Genomic DNA, 14075 nt, shown 5'->3' with positions numbered 1-14075 from the left:
AAATAGGGGTCAGGTCTAGCATAATTCCACCAAACCTCGTTGCGATTCACCCTATTGCAACCATTCCACGGCCCACGGAACCTGTGGGAACGTGCTCTACCTGACCCCAGCCTACCAACCGGCCGGTCTTCAATCCTGACAGCGGCGCCGGGCGAGTACGCCGATCAGGCCGAGACCGGCCAGCATCATCGCCCAGGTGTCTCCCTCGGGCACGGCTGCGACGTCACCGTCGGTGAGGGCCCAGGCGTAGAAGCGGGCGCCCCTGAGGTTGCTTCCCTGGGCGCCGCCGTAGAAATCGAAGTCCCAGGCTTCGCCCGCGGCGGCATCGTAGGACGTGGCAGTCCAGAACGAACTGATGTTGACGCTGGAGAACGGCCCGGAGTTAAAGTCGCCCCAGCCCGGTTGGGGGCCGTCGCAGCCGAAGGTGGAGGTCTCGGGCTTGCAGATCGATTTGTTGCCGAGGGTGTTGTAGAACAGGTAGGCAATCTCGCTCTGCTTGCTGCCAGCGGAGGCCGAACCCGGGGCGCTCACGTTGTAGCCCCGGTCGGTGCTGCCGTTGAGGCTGGGGGTGTAGTCGAAGGCGGTGCCGTTCAGGGGATTGACGTCGGGCAGGCGCCAGTTGTCGTAGACATGCACGCCATCGGTGAAGCTCAGGGCGGCGGCCCAGTCGTTGGCCTCATACCAGGTCAGCGCGCCGGTTTGGTGGAAGCCGGAGGTCCTGGCGAAGTTGGCGTCGGCCAGCCAGGTGACGTCCAGCTCGGTATCGTAGTAGGCCTCGTAGGTGGCCAGGTTGCCGTCCAGGTCGCGCCCTTGCAGGGCGGCGTTTGCGGTGCCTGCGGTCATCCCGGCCGCCAGCAGGGAAACGATTAATTCGATGCGTATCTTCATGGGTGCTCCTTGGGCCTGATGGTGGCGCATGCCGGCGCCACGCGATTTGCTATGGCACGGCCAGCGCGATGACGTTGTGCTTGACCGTGACCGATGTCAATCGGATTCTATTGAGCCGATGGCGGCTGTTCTCGCGACACCAGACGAACCGCATCGGCGATGCGGATGGATCGCGCGAATTTCGACCAATGGCTTGTTTCCGTCGACGAACTGCACGCCACGATGACCCGGTGGAGCGACCATGAAGACCATGACATTCCAGACCCAACAGCCCGGGCACGACACCGTGAGTGACTTCCGCTCCGCATTGCGCCGCTCGGCCCTGCGGCTGGGCGTGATCTACTGGCTTTGCATGTTCGTCGCCGACACCGTGCTGGGCATCTTCATCGGCATCGACCCACTGGAATCGGCCCCGCTCAAGCTGGTGATGTTCGGCGCCTGCGCGCTCATGACCTACGTGATGTCGCGGGCCCTGCTGCGCCAGCGCGACGTCACGTTCATCCGCAAGGCGCTGCTCAGCTTCGCGCTCACCGCGGTGGCGGCGCCGCTGTTCACCGCCATCGATTTCATCAACTACACGATCTGCCAGTACCCCACGCCGGTCAGCTTCGACCCGATGTATTCCGGCTATACGCTGATCGAGGGTGCGTCCATGCTGTTCGGCTGGAACTGCCTGTTCATCAGCCTGCTGTACAGCTTCGAGGTGCGGGACCGCGAGCAGCGCCTCGCTGCCGCCCGCGAAGAGGCGCTGGCGGCGCAGATGCGCGCCCTGCGCTACCAGGTCAATCCGCACTTCCTGTTCAACACGCTCAACGCCATCGCTGGCCTCATCGAGGAGGACTCGACCCGCCGCGCCGGGCGCATGGTGCTGTCGCTGTCCACCTTTCTGCGCACGACCCTGTCGCTCGACCCGATGCACGACGTCAGCCTGGCTGACGAACTCGCCCTGCAGCACGACTATCTCGAGATCGAACGCGAGCGTTTCTCCGACCGCATGCATCTGCGGATCGACACGCCGGACAACGTCCTCGGCGCGCGGGTGCCGAGCCTGATCCTGCAGCCGCTCATCGAAAACGCGATCAAGCACGGCGTCGGCTCCGCCACCGGGCCGGTCGAGATCCTGCTGGCCGCGCGGCGCGAGGCCGACCGTCTGCACATCGTGGTGGAGAACGACATGCCCACGGCTCAGGCCGCCGGCATGCCCGGCATGGGCGTCGGTCTGCGCAACGTTGCCGAGCGGCTGCGCGCACGCTTTGGCGGCCGTGGGGCGCTGGTCTGCGGCGAAGCGGCGCCCGGGCGCTTTCGCGCCGCGATCGACCTGCCCTGGGTGAGCCAGTGAGCGACGCGCGGGTGCTGGTGGTGGACGACGAGCCGCTGGCGCGGCGCCGGCTCGTCCGCATGCTGGGTGAAGTGGACTGAGTGGGGCGGATCGATGAAGCCGGCGACGTGCGGGAAGCCTCGCGCCAGCTTGCCACGCTGCGCCCCGATGTGTTGCTGCTCGACATTCAGATGCCTGGCGGCAGCGGCTTCGACGTGCTCGCGCTGAGCGAGCATATGCCGCCCGCGGTGGTGTTCGTGACTGCCTTCGACCACCATGCGCTGCAGGCCTTCGAGGCCCGTGCCATCGATTACCTGACCAAGCCGATCGAGCCGGGCCGTTTCGCGGTGGCCATGGCGCGCGCACGCCAGGCGGTGGCCGCCCGCGGGCAGTCAGAGCGCATCGCCGAACTGCAGGAAACGGTTTCGGCGCTGCGGCACGCACTGGCAGGTCAGGCCCCGCGCAGGGAGGATTTCTGGGTCAAGCGCCGGGATGAGTTCATCCGCATCGCCATGGGCGATGTCATCCGCTTCCAGGCCGAGCGCGACTACGTACGCATCCATGTGCCCGGTGCCGACTACCTCTATCAGGACAAGCTCTCGGCCATCGAACAACGTCTCGATCCGGACGATTTCCTTCGCATTCACCGCAGCAGCATCGTGCGCTGCGGTGCCGTCACCCGCATCAAGCCTGCCGCCTTCTCCTCCCTCGTCGTGGTGCTCGTCGACGGCGCCGAATTGCGCGTGGGGCGTACCTACACGGCGACGGTGCGCAGGCGGTTCATGGGAAAACCCGGCTAGGGTGTCGTCCGGGAAACCGGCGGGCTCCAGGAATGAGCGCGGGCTCGGCGAGGTCGCAGTGTCCGGAGCCAGCCCGATCACCAGTGCTACCACACGGCTCACCGGCGGGTAGCCGGCAGCGTTCCTCCTTTCCCGATGTGTCATGCCTGCGGCGCCTCCGTGCGAGGCGTCGGGCGAATATTTGACCTGCAGGTATTCGGTTTTCCGTGATGCTGCCGTTACAAGACCTGGACGGGATGGCCCTCCGGCTGGGCGCAGGTCGGCGCTCGGCATGGCGCGGTGTGGGCGGCCCGGATCCGGTTTCGTTCTGGAACGGACCGCGGACCGGGGTTCCTGTCGGTTTGTGAGCGCATGATGGTTCCTGGTAGATGACCAATCCCAAATATCCGATCCTCGACGATCTGGAGATTCCCGATGCCCTGCTCAGCTCGTGGCAGGACACCGTCGATCTGCTGGCCGAGCTCTTTTCGACGCCGGCGGCGCTGATCATGCGCGTGCATGCGCAGGAGATCGAGGTCCTGGTCGCAAGTCGAAGCGAGGGCAACGTCTACCGCCCGGGTGCGACCCACCCGCTCGATACCGGCCTCTATTGTGAGCACGTGATGGACACCAAGCGCGAACTGGTGGTCCCCGATGCGATGGCGGACCCGGCGTGGCGTGGCAATCCGGATATCGGGCTCGGCATGATCTCCTACCTCGGTCTGCCGCTCACCTGGCCCTTCGGCGAGCAGTTCGGCACGATCTGCGTCCTCGACAACAAGGAGATCAGTTATTCCGCTCGCCTGCACGGAATCCTGAAGCGTTTCCAGCAGAGCGTCCTCTACGGCCTGGAAAGCGTCTATCAGGCGAACTACCACATGATCAAGGCGCAGGAGGCGAATGAAAGATTCGGGGTCCTGCTCAAGGCCTTGCAGCAATGTCCGGTAGGGCTCGCGATTGCCGACGAGCGGCTGAGAGTGGTGCACGCGAACCCGCGCTACGAATCGATGGCCGGCAGATTCCGCGGGCTGCGTCGCCAACTACCTGATCATTCGGGAAGACGTCACCGAGGCCCGGGGCCGCGAGGCCAAGCTGCGTCAGCTTGCGATGTTCGATCCCACGACCGGGCTGCCGAATCGCGCGCTGGTGATCGATCGGCTGAACAACCTGATAAAGGTCGCCCAGCGAAAGGCAAACAAGGTCGCGGTGCTGTTCATCGATCTCGACGATTTCAAGATGATCAACGACACCATGGGGCACGAGAGTGGCGACGAGCTGATCGTCGACGTGGCAGGGAGGCTCAAGGAGATCATCCGTTCCAGCGACACGTTGGGGCGCTTCGGAGGCGACGAGTTCGTCGTCCTCATGGGCGATATCGAAGACGCCGAACCGGTCGAACGCCTCGTGCAGGATATCCGTTCGGTGCTCTCGGTCCGTTGCAAGGTCAAGAACCGGAGCGTGTCGGTGTCGGCCAGCATCGGGATCGCGGTCTTTCCGGAAGACGGCGACAGCGCTTCACTGCTCTTTCGTAATTCCGATCTGGCGATGTATCAATCGAAGGCGGTCGGTCGCGGCAGCGCAACCTTCTACACGCCGATGCTGAACGCGGTGTCCGAGCGCAGGTTGCGTGTGGAGGAGCAGCTCCATCAGGCGATGGAATGCGACGAGTTCGAGGTGGCGTATCAGGCTCAGGTGGAGATCAGATCGGGAAGAACGATCGGTTACGAAGCCCTGCTTCGCTGGCGGAACGGGGAACTCGGCGAGGTCAGTCCGAGCGATTTCATTCCGATTGCCGAGCGGTCCCATCTGATCGTCACGATCGGCGGATTCGTGCTCGATCGGGCGCTTGCGCAGTTGTCGGCATGGCGGCGGAATCACGGGCAGCACCTGAAGATGGCGGTAAACGTCTCTCCTCGCCAGTTTTGCGACGAGTCGCTGCTGACGACGATCCGCGCTTCGCTGGAGCGACATGGCCTGCCCAGCGAAAGCCTCGAAGTCGAAATCACCGAGGGCCTGTTGCTGAGCACGAAATCCCATGTATTCGAGAAAATGAGCGCGCTGCGGGAACTCGGTGTGACCATCGCGATGGATGACTTCGGAACCGGGTATTCATCGCTGAGCTACCTGAGCCACTATCCCTTCAACGTCATCAAGATCGATCAGGAATTCATCCGCAACATCGAGGTGGATTCGTGTAACCGGCATCTGGTCAAGTCGATCATCCTGATGGCCCACGGGCTCGGCCACAAGGTTATCGCCGAAGGCGTCGAAACGAAGGAGCAACTGGCGCTCCTGACCGAGTTCGGCTGCGATTTTGCGCAGGGCTATCTGTTCGGGAAACCGATGCCGGCCGAGCGTATTCCCGCGCTCTCCCCGGGTTTGCGCATGCCTCCATGAACGCATGAAACCGGACCATGCCGGCTTCGACATCGTCTCTCGCTGGACGCGGTTGAAGCCGGGCACGCCCGGCACCGTGACACTTTCGTGATCATTTCTTGAGAAGGGCTGGAGGATTGGCCTGCCCCGCCGGTCGTAACGTGGCATCTCTGCCACACGACAAGGGGGACATTCCATGGCACGCAAGTTCATGGCCGCAGCAGTGCTGCTGGCGGTTGGTGCGGCTCAGGCCGCCGACCTCGAGATCTCGGTGACCAACCTCACCGGGAATACCTACTTCACACCGCTGATCATCGCCGCCCATCCGGCCGGCAGTCATCTCTTCCAGCCCGGCGTCGCGGCCGGGACGGCGGTGCAGGCGATGGCCGAGGGCGGTGACATCTCCGGCCTCGAGGGCGTGGTGGCCGGCGCGGGCGGTCAGGCGCTGTCGAATCCCGCGGGGGGCTTGCTGGCGCCGGCGGGCAGCTTTGCGGTGGTGCCGCTGAGCACGACCGCGGGCAATACGCGGCTGTCGCTGGCGGCGATGCTGCTGCCGACCAATGACGGTTTCGTGGGGCTGGATTCATGGACGATTCCGACGACGCCCGGCACTTATACGGTTTACCTGAATGCCTACGATGCGGGCACCGAGGCCAACACCGAGCTCATGAATCCGGGTGCCGGCGGCACGCCTGGCGTTGCCGGGATTCCGGCCGACCCGGGCGGCAAGGCTGGCACCGGCGGCAGTGGCGTGGTGCCGGCTTCGCCCAATGATCATGAGCCCAACGTGGTGCACATCCACCCCGGAATACTGGGTGACACCAATCCGGCCGGCGGCGCGAGCGATCTCGACAGCACCCGCCACCGCTGGCTCAACCCGGTGGCCAAGCTCGTGGTCACGGTCAAGTGAGGTCCGCCATGAAAACCAGGACACGCAATGGCGCCCTCGCCCTGCTTGCCGCGGCCACGCTGGCCGGCTGCGGTGGCGGCGGCAAGTCGCAACTTGAATACCGGGTGACCGTCACCAACCTCACCGCCGGCCAGCCGATGAGTCCGCTGCTGGTGGCGGCGACCACTGGCGGCGCGGTGTGGCAGGAGGGCCAGCCTGCCTCGGTGGCGCTCGAGAAGCTCGCGGAGGGCGGTGACATGAGCGATCTCGCCAGGGAGATTGCCGCCAACGGCGGGGTGGGTGGCGCCGCGGGTGCCGCGCCGATCGGCCCCGGTGCTTCGGAAACCCATACCTTCAGCTTCCGGCGCGCGCGCGGTGTGACGCTCACCGTGGCGAGCATGCTGGTGAATACCAACGATGGCTTTGCCGGTATCACCGCGCTGCCGATCAGCGATCTCGCGGTGGGCGAATCGATGAGCCGTGCGGTGGTGGCCTGGGATGCCGGCACCGAGGCCAACAGCGAAGCGGCCGGTACCATTCCGGGGCCGGCGGATGGCGGCGAGGGTTTCAACGCGGCGCGCAGCGACGCGCCGGACGCGGTACGCATCCACGCCGGCGTGGTGAGTCACGACGATGGCCTGGCGAGCTCGGTGCTCGGCGTGCAGCAGCGCTTCGACAATCCGGTGATGCGGCTGGTGGTGGAGCGGCTGCGCTAAGCATGGGCATGCGGGAGCGGGCCGCGGATCTGGCCTCGCGGCCGTATCCGCGGCACCATGCGGGGGTCGGGACGGCGGCATGGCAGGATCGGACAATGGTTGCGGACATTCTGGTGGTCGAGGATCAGGCGGACATCGCCCGGCTGGTGCGCATGCACCTGGAGATGCTCGGCCACCGGGTGCAGTGCTGCGACACCCTGGCCTACGCTCGCCAGGCGCTCAGCGCCCGCCGTTGGGACCTGCTGGTGCTCGACCTCGGCCTGCCGGACGGCGATGGCCTGGCGTTGTGCGCCGAGCTGCGGGCGCGCGACCCGGGCATCGCGGTGCTGATGCTGACCGCGCGCGGCACCGAATACGACCGGGTGCGCGGACTCGAGACCGGCGCCGACGATTACCTCAGCAAACCGTTCAGCGTGCTCGAGCTGCAGGCGCGGGTGCGCGCCCTGCTCCGCCGTGCTGGCCTGGCTGGCGCTGCGGCGGCGGGTGAGGTGCTCGAGGTGGCGCCGCTGCGTATCGATCTGTCGCGCCACGAGGCGAGCGTGCGCGGCGTGGCGGTGGCGCTCACCGCCACCGAGTTCGACCTGTTGCTGTTCCTCGCGCGCAATCCGGGCGTGGTCTACAGCCGACAGCAGCTCTTGTCGGAGGTGTGGTCCTATAACCACGAGGGCTACGAGCACACGGTGAACTCGCATATCAACCGCCTGCGTGCCAAGATCGAGCGCGACCCGGCGCAGCCTGCGCTGATCCGCACCGTGTGGGGCGTGGGCTACAAGCTGTGTCCCGAGGCGGCGGCATGAAGCGCTGCGCGATTCGCTGTCCGGACGCGCCGCGATGATCGGCAGCCTGTTCGGCCGCCTGGCGGTGATCCTCACCGTGCTGGCGCTCGCCGCGGCGGCACTGCTGATCCATTTCAGCAGCCGCTCCGAACAGCGGCAGGCGGCGCTGGTGCAGCAGACGCTGCACCGCGAACTGGCCGCCAACATGGTCAGTGACAATCCCGCGCTGAGCGCCGGACGCATCGACAAGGCGGGTCTCGAGAACGTGTTTCACACGCTCATGCTGCTCGGCCCGGCCTTCGAGATCTACGTGCTCGACAACGATGGACGGCTGCGCGTGTATTCGGCGGAACCGGGTCAGGTGAAGGCGGAGCGCGTCGATCTGGCGCCGCTGAAGCGCTTTCTCGCCGGCGCGGCCTTGCCGGTGTTCGGCGACGATCCGCGCGCTCCGGGGCAGCACCGGGTGTTTTCGGCGGCACCGATCCGCGGCGCGACGGGGCAGCAGATCGGCTATCTCTATGTGATTGTCGGCGGCAGCCACCAGGCAGCGGTCGCCTCCAGCCTGGCGAGCCGGCTGCAGCAGGATCGTGCGCTGCTGTTCGGTCTTGGCGGGGTGATCCTGCTGGTGCTGCTGGGCGGTGCGCTGTTTGCGCTGATGACGCGGCCGCTGTCGGCGCTGTCCCGCGAGATGGCGGATTTCCGGCACAGCGGTTTCAGCCGCAACGCGATTTCGCGCCATCTGCCGGGATGGCACAGTCGTGAGGTGACGCAGTTGCAGGCGAGCTTCGCCGAGCTTGCCGAGCGCGTGGTTGACCAGCTCGACCAGATCGGCAGCGCCGACGCGCTGCGCCGCGAGCTGCTGGCGCAGATCGCGCATGATCTGAAGACGCCGCTGGCGGCGCTGCAGGGCTACCTCGAGACCTGGTTGCTGCAACACCCCGGGGCGGCGGATCGCGACTACATCGACGTGTCGCTACGCAGCAGCCGTCAGCTCAGTCGCCTGGTGGACCAGCTGCTCGAGCTGGCGCGGCTGGAGGCCCGCCAGGAGGGCCTCACCCGCGAGCCGGTGGCGGTGGCGGAGCTGGCCCAGGACGTGGTCGCCAAGTTCGCGCTCGAAGCGCAGGCCAAGGGGGTGAACTGCCGGGTCGACACCGAGGACCAGAACCTGACCGTGAGCGCCGACATCGCCAAGCTCGAGCGGGTATTCACCAACCTCATCGAGAACGCGTTGCGCTACACGCCGGCGGGCGGCGAGGTGGTCACCCGGCTGCGCCGCGATGGCGACGCGGTGGCCATCGAGATTGCCGACAACGGCCGCGGCATACCCGCCGACAAGCTGCGGCGCATCTTCCTGCCGCGCTACCGCATCAATCATGCCGAGAGCGGCGAGTCGGCGGGCGATCGCCATCTCGGCCTTGGCCTGGCGATCGTCGAGCGGCTGCTCGCGCTGCATGGCAGCGACATCAGCGTGCGCAGCGAACCCGGCCACGGCACGGTCTTCGGCTTCGTGCTGCCGGGGCGCGAGGCGACGTCCTAGTCGTCCTGCAGCGCCTGCATCCGCCGTTCGCGCAGGCCGGGCGGCATCACCAGATCCTCGAGATCCCAGCCCTCGAGCTCGAGCACATCGAAGAGGCAGGATTCGAGTTCGTCGTGGGCCCGCTCCACGCTCACCATGATGCGTTCATGAACGCCGTAGTCCGCGTCGCGGGTGCTGCGGCACAGCTTCTGGTACTTGTAGAGCTCGCGCAGCTGGAGAAGGTTTTGCGCAAGCTGTGCCGGGCAGGCACACTGATAGACCGTTGCCTCGTCGAGGATCTTCATGAGCTCGCTGCCGGAGAATCGTTCGTTCATCTGCATTGGCCCCGCCTCCACATCCGATCCTTGTGCATCGGCGGTGGTCACCCCGCCGGAACACCGCTGAGGTGTCCCGGCACTCTAGCGCCGAAACTCCGGCGAATACAATCGATGGTGCGGCACTGGGCGCCCGTCCGCGCCGCTGGGCCCAGCGCCTGCTTGCGCGGCTGGGATGGCAGTTGGCGCTCGCAGTGCCACCGGGGCCGCGGGTACTCGTAGTGGTCTATCCGCACACCTCGAACTGGGATTTTCCGCTCGGCATCCTGGCGCGCTTTGCCTGTGGATGGCCGATCCATTGGATCGGCAAGCACACCCTCTTCCGGGGTCCCGTGGGTCGCCTGTTCCGCAGCTGGGGCGGCATTCCGATCGATCGTTCGCGCCCGGGCGGGTTCGTCGAGGGCATGGTCGAGGCGTTCACCAGCGGGCCGGTGTGCATCGTGGCGATCGCGCCGGAGGGCACCCGCAGCTACGTGCCATGCTGGAAGTCCGGTTTCTACCGGATCGCGCTGGCGGCCGGCGTGCCGGTGGGGCTCGGCTTCATCGACTACGCGACACGGCGCATGGGTATCCTGGACTACGTCTCGCTCAGCGGCGACAGTGCTGCCGACATGGCCCGTATCCGCGACGCCTACGCCGGGGTGGCCGGCCTGAGGCCGGAGCATGCCGGGGAGATCCGTTTCGGCGATCGGCCCGGGGCATCGCGCGACCACGCCTGAACGCATCGAGGGTACGTCCGGCGGGGCGGCCTTCGTGCGCGTTCAGCCGATCTTCACCTGGATGTCGTGCAGGGTGTTGGCGCAGTTGGCCATGCGGTCCGCGGCGTTGGAGAGGTGGCGGTAGATCTCGCGGCGCTTGAACATCGCGCGGTAGTCGTCGCCTTCGAAGAGCGCGGCAAGCGCCTTGCGATAGAGCTTCTCGACCTGGCGCTCCGCGTGCCGGGCGACCGCGGCGTCGTCCGCTGCGCGTTCGGGTTTGCTCGCGAGATTGCCGAATCCGCTGGCCAGCGCCTGCACGCCTTCGTGCAGACGGGCGGCCATCTCGCGAGTGAAGTCGTCCGGACCGACGACGAGGATGTCCATCTCGCTGACCGTGCTCTTGCAGTAGGTGACGACATCGTCGAGCGCCATGATGGCGCGGTAGATGTCCTCGCGGTCGATCGGCGTGGAGAAGGCTTCGTTGAGCGTGTGCAGGTTGCGTGCCTTGATCAGGTCTGCGGCGTGCTCGTCCTTGCGGATCTGGTAGCCGACGCCGGGATCGCCGCGCTCCATGAACCTGACCAGCAGGTCCACGGTGTGGGCGGCATGCTCGCATTGCTCGCGCAGCAGCGAGAAGAAATCCGGGGCCTTGGGAAAGATGCGGTCTACGACCCGGTGAAGGATTGAGGCGGGTGAGCGGATCATGGCGGACTCCTTCAGCGCACCAGTGATTGGACGAGGAACTGGCCGGTCGCGGCCAGGCTCGCGGCGGCGGGGATGGTGATGATCCAGGTGGTGGCGATCTCGCCGGCCTTGCCCCAGCGCACCGCGCGCGGGTGTTCGGCGGCGCCGACACCCATGATCGAGGTGGCGACCACATGGGTGGTGGACACCGGGGCGCCGGCGAGCGAGGCGCCCAGCACGGTGGCGGCGGAGGCGAGCTGGGAATCCAGCGCGTGCAGCGGACGTACCCGGTAGATGGCGAAGCCGAGGGTGCGCACGATGCGCCAGCCGCCGGTGAGGGTGCCGAGGGTCATCGCGGTGGCGCAGGCGATCATCACCCAGCCGGGCACGACGAAACGTTCGAGGTGGCCGCCGAGCAGCAGGGCGAGGGTGAGCAGGCCCATGCTCTTCTGGGCGTCGTTGGTGCCGTGCGAGAAGGCCAACCCGGCCGCGGTCAGATACTGGGTGCGGCGCAGGCTGCGGTTGAGCGAGGGCCGTGCGGCGCGGGTCAGCAGGGCGGCGAGGCGTTGCAGCAGGTAGCCCGCGAGAAAGCCCGCGAGCGGCGACAGCATCAGGCCGAGCAGCACCTTGGTGACGCCGGTCAGTTCGCCATGGGCGAGCTGGCGAAAGCCCCACACCACGTGATCCGCGCCGGCTGCGATGGTGACCGCGCCGATCAGGCCGCCGACCAGCGCATGCGATGAGGAGGACGGGATGCCTTTCAGCCAGGTGAGCAGGTTCCACGCGATCGCACCGCCCAGCGCGCACAGCACCACCGACATGCCGTGGGCGGCGCTCATCCCTTCCAGTTCGACGAAGCCGCCGATGGTGTTGGCGACCGCGGTGCCGCCCAGCAGGGGACCGAGAAACTCGAACACGCCTACTACCAGTACCGCCTCGAGCGGGCGCATCGCGCGCGAGGCGATCACCGTGGCGATGATGTTGGCGGCATCGTGGAAGCCGTTGGTATAGTCGAACGCGAGCACGATGACGACGGCGGCGATGGTGAGCAGCAACATGGTTTCGGGCATGAAGGGATCTCGGTCGAAACGCGCCGTTCGTACGTGGGCAGTCACGGTATTACGGGCTGTGCGGTCTGCAACATTAATCGTTTCCGGACCGGCCTGCTGCAGCCTGACCTTCCCGCGCGGATGCGGCGATAATTGCCAGCCCGCCACCGCGCCCGCACGAGACGGCCGGGTCAGGCCCCAAGGAGAACCGTGTGCACCAATCCCGAAACCAGCTCGACGCCACCGCGATCGGCTTGATGATCCTGTTTTGCATGCTGTGGGGTGTCCAGCAGGTGGCGATCAAGTTCGCCACGCCGGGCATCAGTCCGGTATGGCAGGCGGCGCTGCGTTCGATCGGTGCCTGCGTGCTGGTCCTGGGGTGGACACGGCTGCGCGGCATTTCGCTGTGCGAGCGCGACGGCACCCTGCTGCCCGGTCTGCTCGCGGGGCTGCTGTTCGCGGGCGAATTCGCGCTGCTCTATTCGGGCCTGCTGTTCACCACCGCCTCGCGCGGCGTGATCTTCCTGTACACCGCGCCCTTCATCGTTTCGCTCGGCGCGGTGCTGATGTTGCCCGGCGAACACATGCGGCGCATCCAGTGGCTGGGGCTCGCACTGGCCTTCGGCGGTGTCCTCGTCCTGTTTGGCGACAGTCTCTTCAGTCGCGCCGGCGGCACCTGGGTCGGTGATGCGATGATCCTGCTGGCGGCGGTGTTGTGGGCATCGACCACGCTGACGGTAAAGCTTTCGCGGCTGGCGACTGCGGCGCCCGAAAAGACCTTGCTCTACCAGCTCGGGATTTCGGCGCTGGTGTTGCCGGTACTCGCGCTGGCGCTCGGCGAGCGCGGCGTCGGCACGCTCACCGCTACGGTGGTGGCGAGCATGCTGTTCCAGATCGTGGGGGTGGCCTCGCTGAGCTACGTCGGCTGGTTCTGGCTGGTGCGCCACTATCCGGCAACCCGTCTTTCGGCGTTCTCGTTCCTGACGCCGGTGATGGGTGTGCTGGCCGGCGTGGTGCTGCTCGACGAGCCGCTGAACCCGGGTGTGGTGTTTGCACTGGCGCTGGTCGGTGGCGGCATCTGGCTGGCAAACCGGCCGCCTGTCGCGACGGATTGAGGAGGGATCGACAGTGCGCATCGGCGTGGACCTTGGCGGTACGAAGATCGAGATTCTTGCCCTCGGCGACGACGGCACCGAGCGATTCCGGCAACGGATTCCGACGCCGGCGGGCAGCTATCGCGACACCGTTGCGGCGGTGGTGTCACTGGTGCGGAGCGTCGAGCAGGCACTCGGAGGCAGGGCCAGCGTGGGGGTGGGCACGCCGGGTGCAATTTCGCCCGCCAGCGGATTGATCAAGAACGCCAACTCGACCTGCCTGAACGGGCATGCGCTCGATCGGGACCTGTCGGATGCGCTCGGGCGGACGGTGCGTGTCGCCAATGACGCAAACTGCATGGCGCTGTCCGAGGCGGTGGACGGCGCGGCGGCGGGTGCGGGTTGCGTGTTCGGGGTGATCATCGGTACCGGCGTGGGCGGTGGGGTCGTGGTCGATGGACGGGTGCTGCGTGGTCCCAATGCGATTGCCGGCGAGTGGGGCCACAATCCGCTGCCTTTGCCCGACACGGAGGATCTGCCGCTGCCGCCCTGCTACTGCGGCAGGCTCGGTTGTATCGAGACCTGGCTGTCGGGACCGGGTCTGGTAGCGGACCATCTTCGCCACGGCGGGGTAGAGACCGACGCGGCGCAGATTGCGGCCGCCGGCAATCCTGCCTGCGAGGCCAGCATGCAGCGCTACGAGCGGCGCCTCGCGCGTTCGCTCGCCGGGGTCATCAACATCCTCGATCCGGATGTGGTGGTGCTGGCGGGCGGGCTCTCGAATGTCGCGCGACTCTACGCCAACGTGCCACGGTTGTGGACGCAACATGTCTTTTCCGACCGGGTGGATACGCGTCTGGTGAAGAGCCTGCATGGCGACGCGTCCGGGGTGCGCGGGGCGGCGTGGTTGTGGCCGCTCGGCCAGGGCAGCTGAGCGACGTCGCTGCACGGTGGCGG

At 66.8% G+C, this 14075-nt stretch carries 14 protein-coding genes and 1 pseudogene; 11 read left to right on the top strand and 4 right to left on the bottom strand.

Going from position 1 to position 14075, the window contains the following annotated elements; all coding sequences use genetic code 11:
- Positions 1-129: 129 nt before the first annotated feature.
- Positions 130-888 (bottom strand): PEPxxWA-CTERM sorting domain-containing protein, encoded by a 759-nt coding sequence (locus GQB03_RS23015; protein ID WP_200832275.1) that lies wholly within the window; start codon positions 886-888, stop codon positions 130-132.
- 241 nt (positions 889-1129) lie between these two features.
- Here GQB03_RS23015 and GQB03_RS17375 point away from each other — a divergent pair, with 241 nt between their 5' ends.
- The 8 genes and pseudogenes from GQB03_RS17375 to GQB03_RS17340 all read left to right on the top strand — a co-directional run bounded on the left by GQB03_RS17375 (position 1130) and on the right by GQB03_RS17340 (position 9279).
- Positions 1130-2227, top strand: a complete 1098-nt coding sequence (locus GQB03_RS17375) for a sensor histidine kinase (RefSeq protein ID WP_200832274.1) — start codon at positions 1130-1132, stop codon at positions 2225-2227.
- 80 nt (positions 2228-2307) lie between these two features.
- Complete coding sequence (locus tag GQB03_RS17370; RefSeq protein ID WP_200832273.1) at positions 2308-3006, top strand: LytR/AlgR family response regulator transcription factor; 699 nt, start codon at positions 2308-2310, stop codon at positions 3004-3006.
- Positions 3007-3374: 368 nt separating this feature from the next.
- Positions 3375-3974: pseudogene (locus GQB03_RS23565) on the top strand (GAF domain-containing protein); the annotation flags it as partial.
- Between the two features lie 118 nt (positions 3975-4092).
- Positions 4093-5382, top strand: coding sequence for a putative bifunctional diguanylate cyclase/phosphodiesterase (locus tag GQB03_RS17360; RefSeq protein ID WP_159692082.1), 1290 nt, complete (start codon positions 4093-4095; stop codon positions 5380-5382).
- Between the two features lie 175 nt (positions 5383-5557).
- A complete protein-coding gene (locus GQB03_RS17355; RefSeq protein WP_159692080.1) occupies positions 5558-6271 on the top strand; it encodes a spondin domain-containing protein in 714 nt (237 codons plus the stop codon).
- Between the two features lie 8 nt (positions 6272-6279).
- Positions 6280-6966, top strand: a complete 687-nt coding sequence (locus GQB03_RS17350; protein ID WP_159692078.1) for a spondin domain-containing protein — start codon at positions 6280-6282, stop codon at positions 6964-6966.
- Between the two features lie 95 nt (positions 6967-7061).
- On the top strand, positions 7062-7763 hold the full coding sequence (locus tag GQB03_RS17345; RefSeq protein ID WP_159692076.1) for a response regulator transcription factor: 702 nt from the start codon (positions 7062-7064) through the stop codon (positions 7761-7763).
- Positions 7764-7797: 34 nt separating this feature from the next.
- Positions 7798-9279: a sensor histidine kinase gene (locus GQB03_RS17340; protein ID WP_159692074.1), complete on the top strand. Its 1482-nt coding sequence runs from the start codon at positions 7798-7800 to the stop codon at positions 9277-9279.
- On the opposite strand, the gene GQB03_RS17335 is transcribed toward GQB03_RS17340, so the two are convergent.
- Positions 9276-9599 carry a hypothetical protein gene (locus tag GQB03_RS17335; protein WP_235027116.1) on the bottom strand — a complete coding sequence of 108 codons (324 nt, stop codon included), beginning with the start codon at positions 9597-9599 and terminating at the stop codon, positions 9276-9278. The genes GQB03_RS17340 and GQB03_RS17335 overlap by 4 nt on opposite strands.
- Before the next feature lie 65 nt (positions 9600-9664).
- Between GQB03_RS17335 and GQB03_RS17330 the strand changes: the two genes are divergently transcribed.
- Positions 9665-10312 (top strand): lysophospholipid acyltransferase family protein, encoded by a 648-nt coding sequence (locus GQB03_RS17330; protein ID WP_235027115.1) that lies wholly within the window; start codon positions 9665-9667, stop codon positions 10310-10312.
- A 42-nt stretch (positions 10313-10354) separates the two neighbouring features.
- On the opposite strand, the gene GQB03_RS17325 is transcribed toward GQB03_RS17330, so the two are convergent.
- Together GQB03_RS17325 and GQB03_RS17320 are read right to left on the bottom strand one after the other, a co-directional pair.
- Complete coding sequence (locus GQB03_RS17325) at positions 10355-10996, bottom strand: DUF47 domain-containing protein (RefSeq protein ID WP_159692072.1); 642 nt, start codon at positions 10994-10996, stop codon at positions 10355-10357.
- A gap of 11 nt (positions 10997-11007) precedes the next feature.
- Positions 11008-12045 carry an inorganic phosphate transporter gene (locus GQB03_RS17320; protein WP_159692070.1) on the bottom strand — a complete coding sequence of 346 codons (1038 nt, stop codon included), beginning with the start codon at positions 12043-12045 and terminating at the stop codon, positions 11008-11010.
- 236 nt (positions 12046-12281) lie between these two features.
- Here GQB03_RS17320 and GQB03_RS17315 point away from each other — a divergent pair, with 236 nt between their 5' ends.
- On the top strand, positions 12282-13139 hold the full coding sequence (locus tag GQB03_RS17315) for a DMT family transporter (RefSeq protein WP_159692138.1): 858 nt from the start codon (positions 12282-12284) through the stop codon (positions 13137-13139).
- Between the two features lie 13 nt (positions 13140-13152).
- Entirely contained in the window at positions 13153-14052 is a 900-nt protein-coding gene (locus GQB03_RS17310) for an ROK family protein (RefSeq protein WP_159692068.1), read from the top strand.
- The last annotated feature ends 23 nt before the right edge of the window (positions 14053-14075 follow it).

This window comes from Cognatazoarcus halotolerans, from assembly GCF_009800965.1.
Taxonomy (GTDB): domain Bacteria; phylum Pseudomonadota; class Gammaproteobacteria; order Burkholderiales; family Rhodocyclaceae; genus Cognatazoarcus; species Cognatazoarcus halotolerans.
The sequence above is the reverse complement of the archived record's forward strand: the minus strand, read 5'-3'. Positions and strand labels throughout refer to the sequence as shown.

Coding starts and splice junctions, on each gene's coding strand:
- GQB03_RS17340 (WP_159692074.1), top strand. CDS start 7,798: ATGATCGGCAGCCTGTTCGGCCGCCTGGCGGTGATCCTCACCGTGCTG.
- GQB03_RS17325 (WP_159692072.1), bottom strand. CDS start 10,996: ATGATCCGCTCACCCGCCTCAATCCTTCACCGGGTCGTAGACCGCATC.
- GQB03_RS17335 (WP_235027116.1), bottom strand. CDS start 9,599: ATGCAGATGAACGAACGATTCTCCGGCAGCGAGCTCATGAAGATCCTC.
- GQB03_RS17320 (WP_159692070.1), bottom strand. CDS start 12,045: ATGCCCGAAACCATGTTGCTGCTCACCATCGCCGCCGTCGTCATCGTG.
- GQB03_RS17345 (WP_159692076.1), top strand. CDS start 7,062: ATGGTTGCGGACATTCTGGTGGTCGAGGATCAGGCGGACATCGCCCGG.
- GQB03_RS17350 (WP_159692078.1), top strand. CDS start 6,280: ATGAAAACCAGGACACGCAATGGCGCCCTCGCCCTGCTTGCCGCGGCC.
- GQB03_RS17360 (WP_159692082.1), top strand. CDS start 4,093: ATGTTCGATCCCACGACCGGGCTGCCGAATCGCGCGCTGGTGATCGAT.
- GQB03_RS23015 (WP_200832275.1), bottom strand. CDS start 888: ATGAAGATACGCATCGAATTAATCGTTTCCCTGCTGGCGGCCGGGATG.
- GQB03_RS17375 (WP_200832274.1), top strand. CDS start 1,130: ATGAAGACCATGACATTCCAGACCCAACAGCCCGGGCACGACACCGTG.
- GQB03_RS17355 (WP_159692080.1), top strand. CDS start 5,558: ATGGCACGCAAGTTCATGGCCGCAGCAGTGCTGCTGGCGGTTGGTGCG.
- GQB03_RS17315 (WP_159692138.1), top strand. CDS start 12,282: ATGATCCTGTTTTGCATGCTGTGGGGTGTCCAGCAGGTGGCGATCAAG.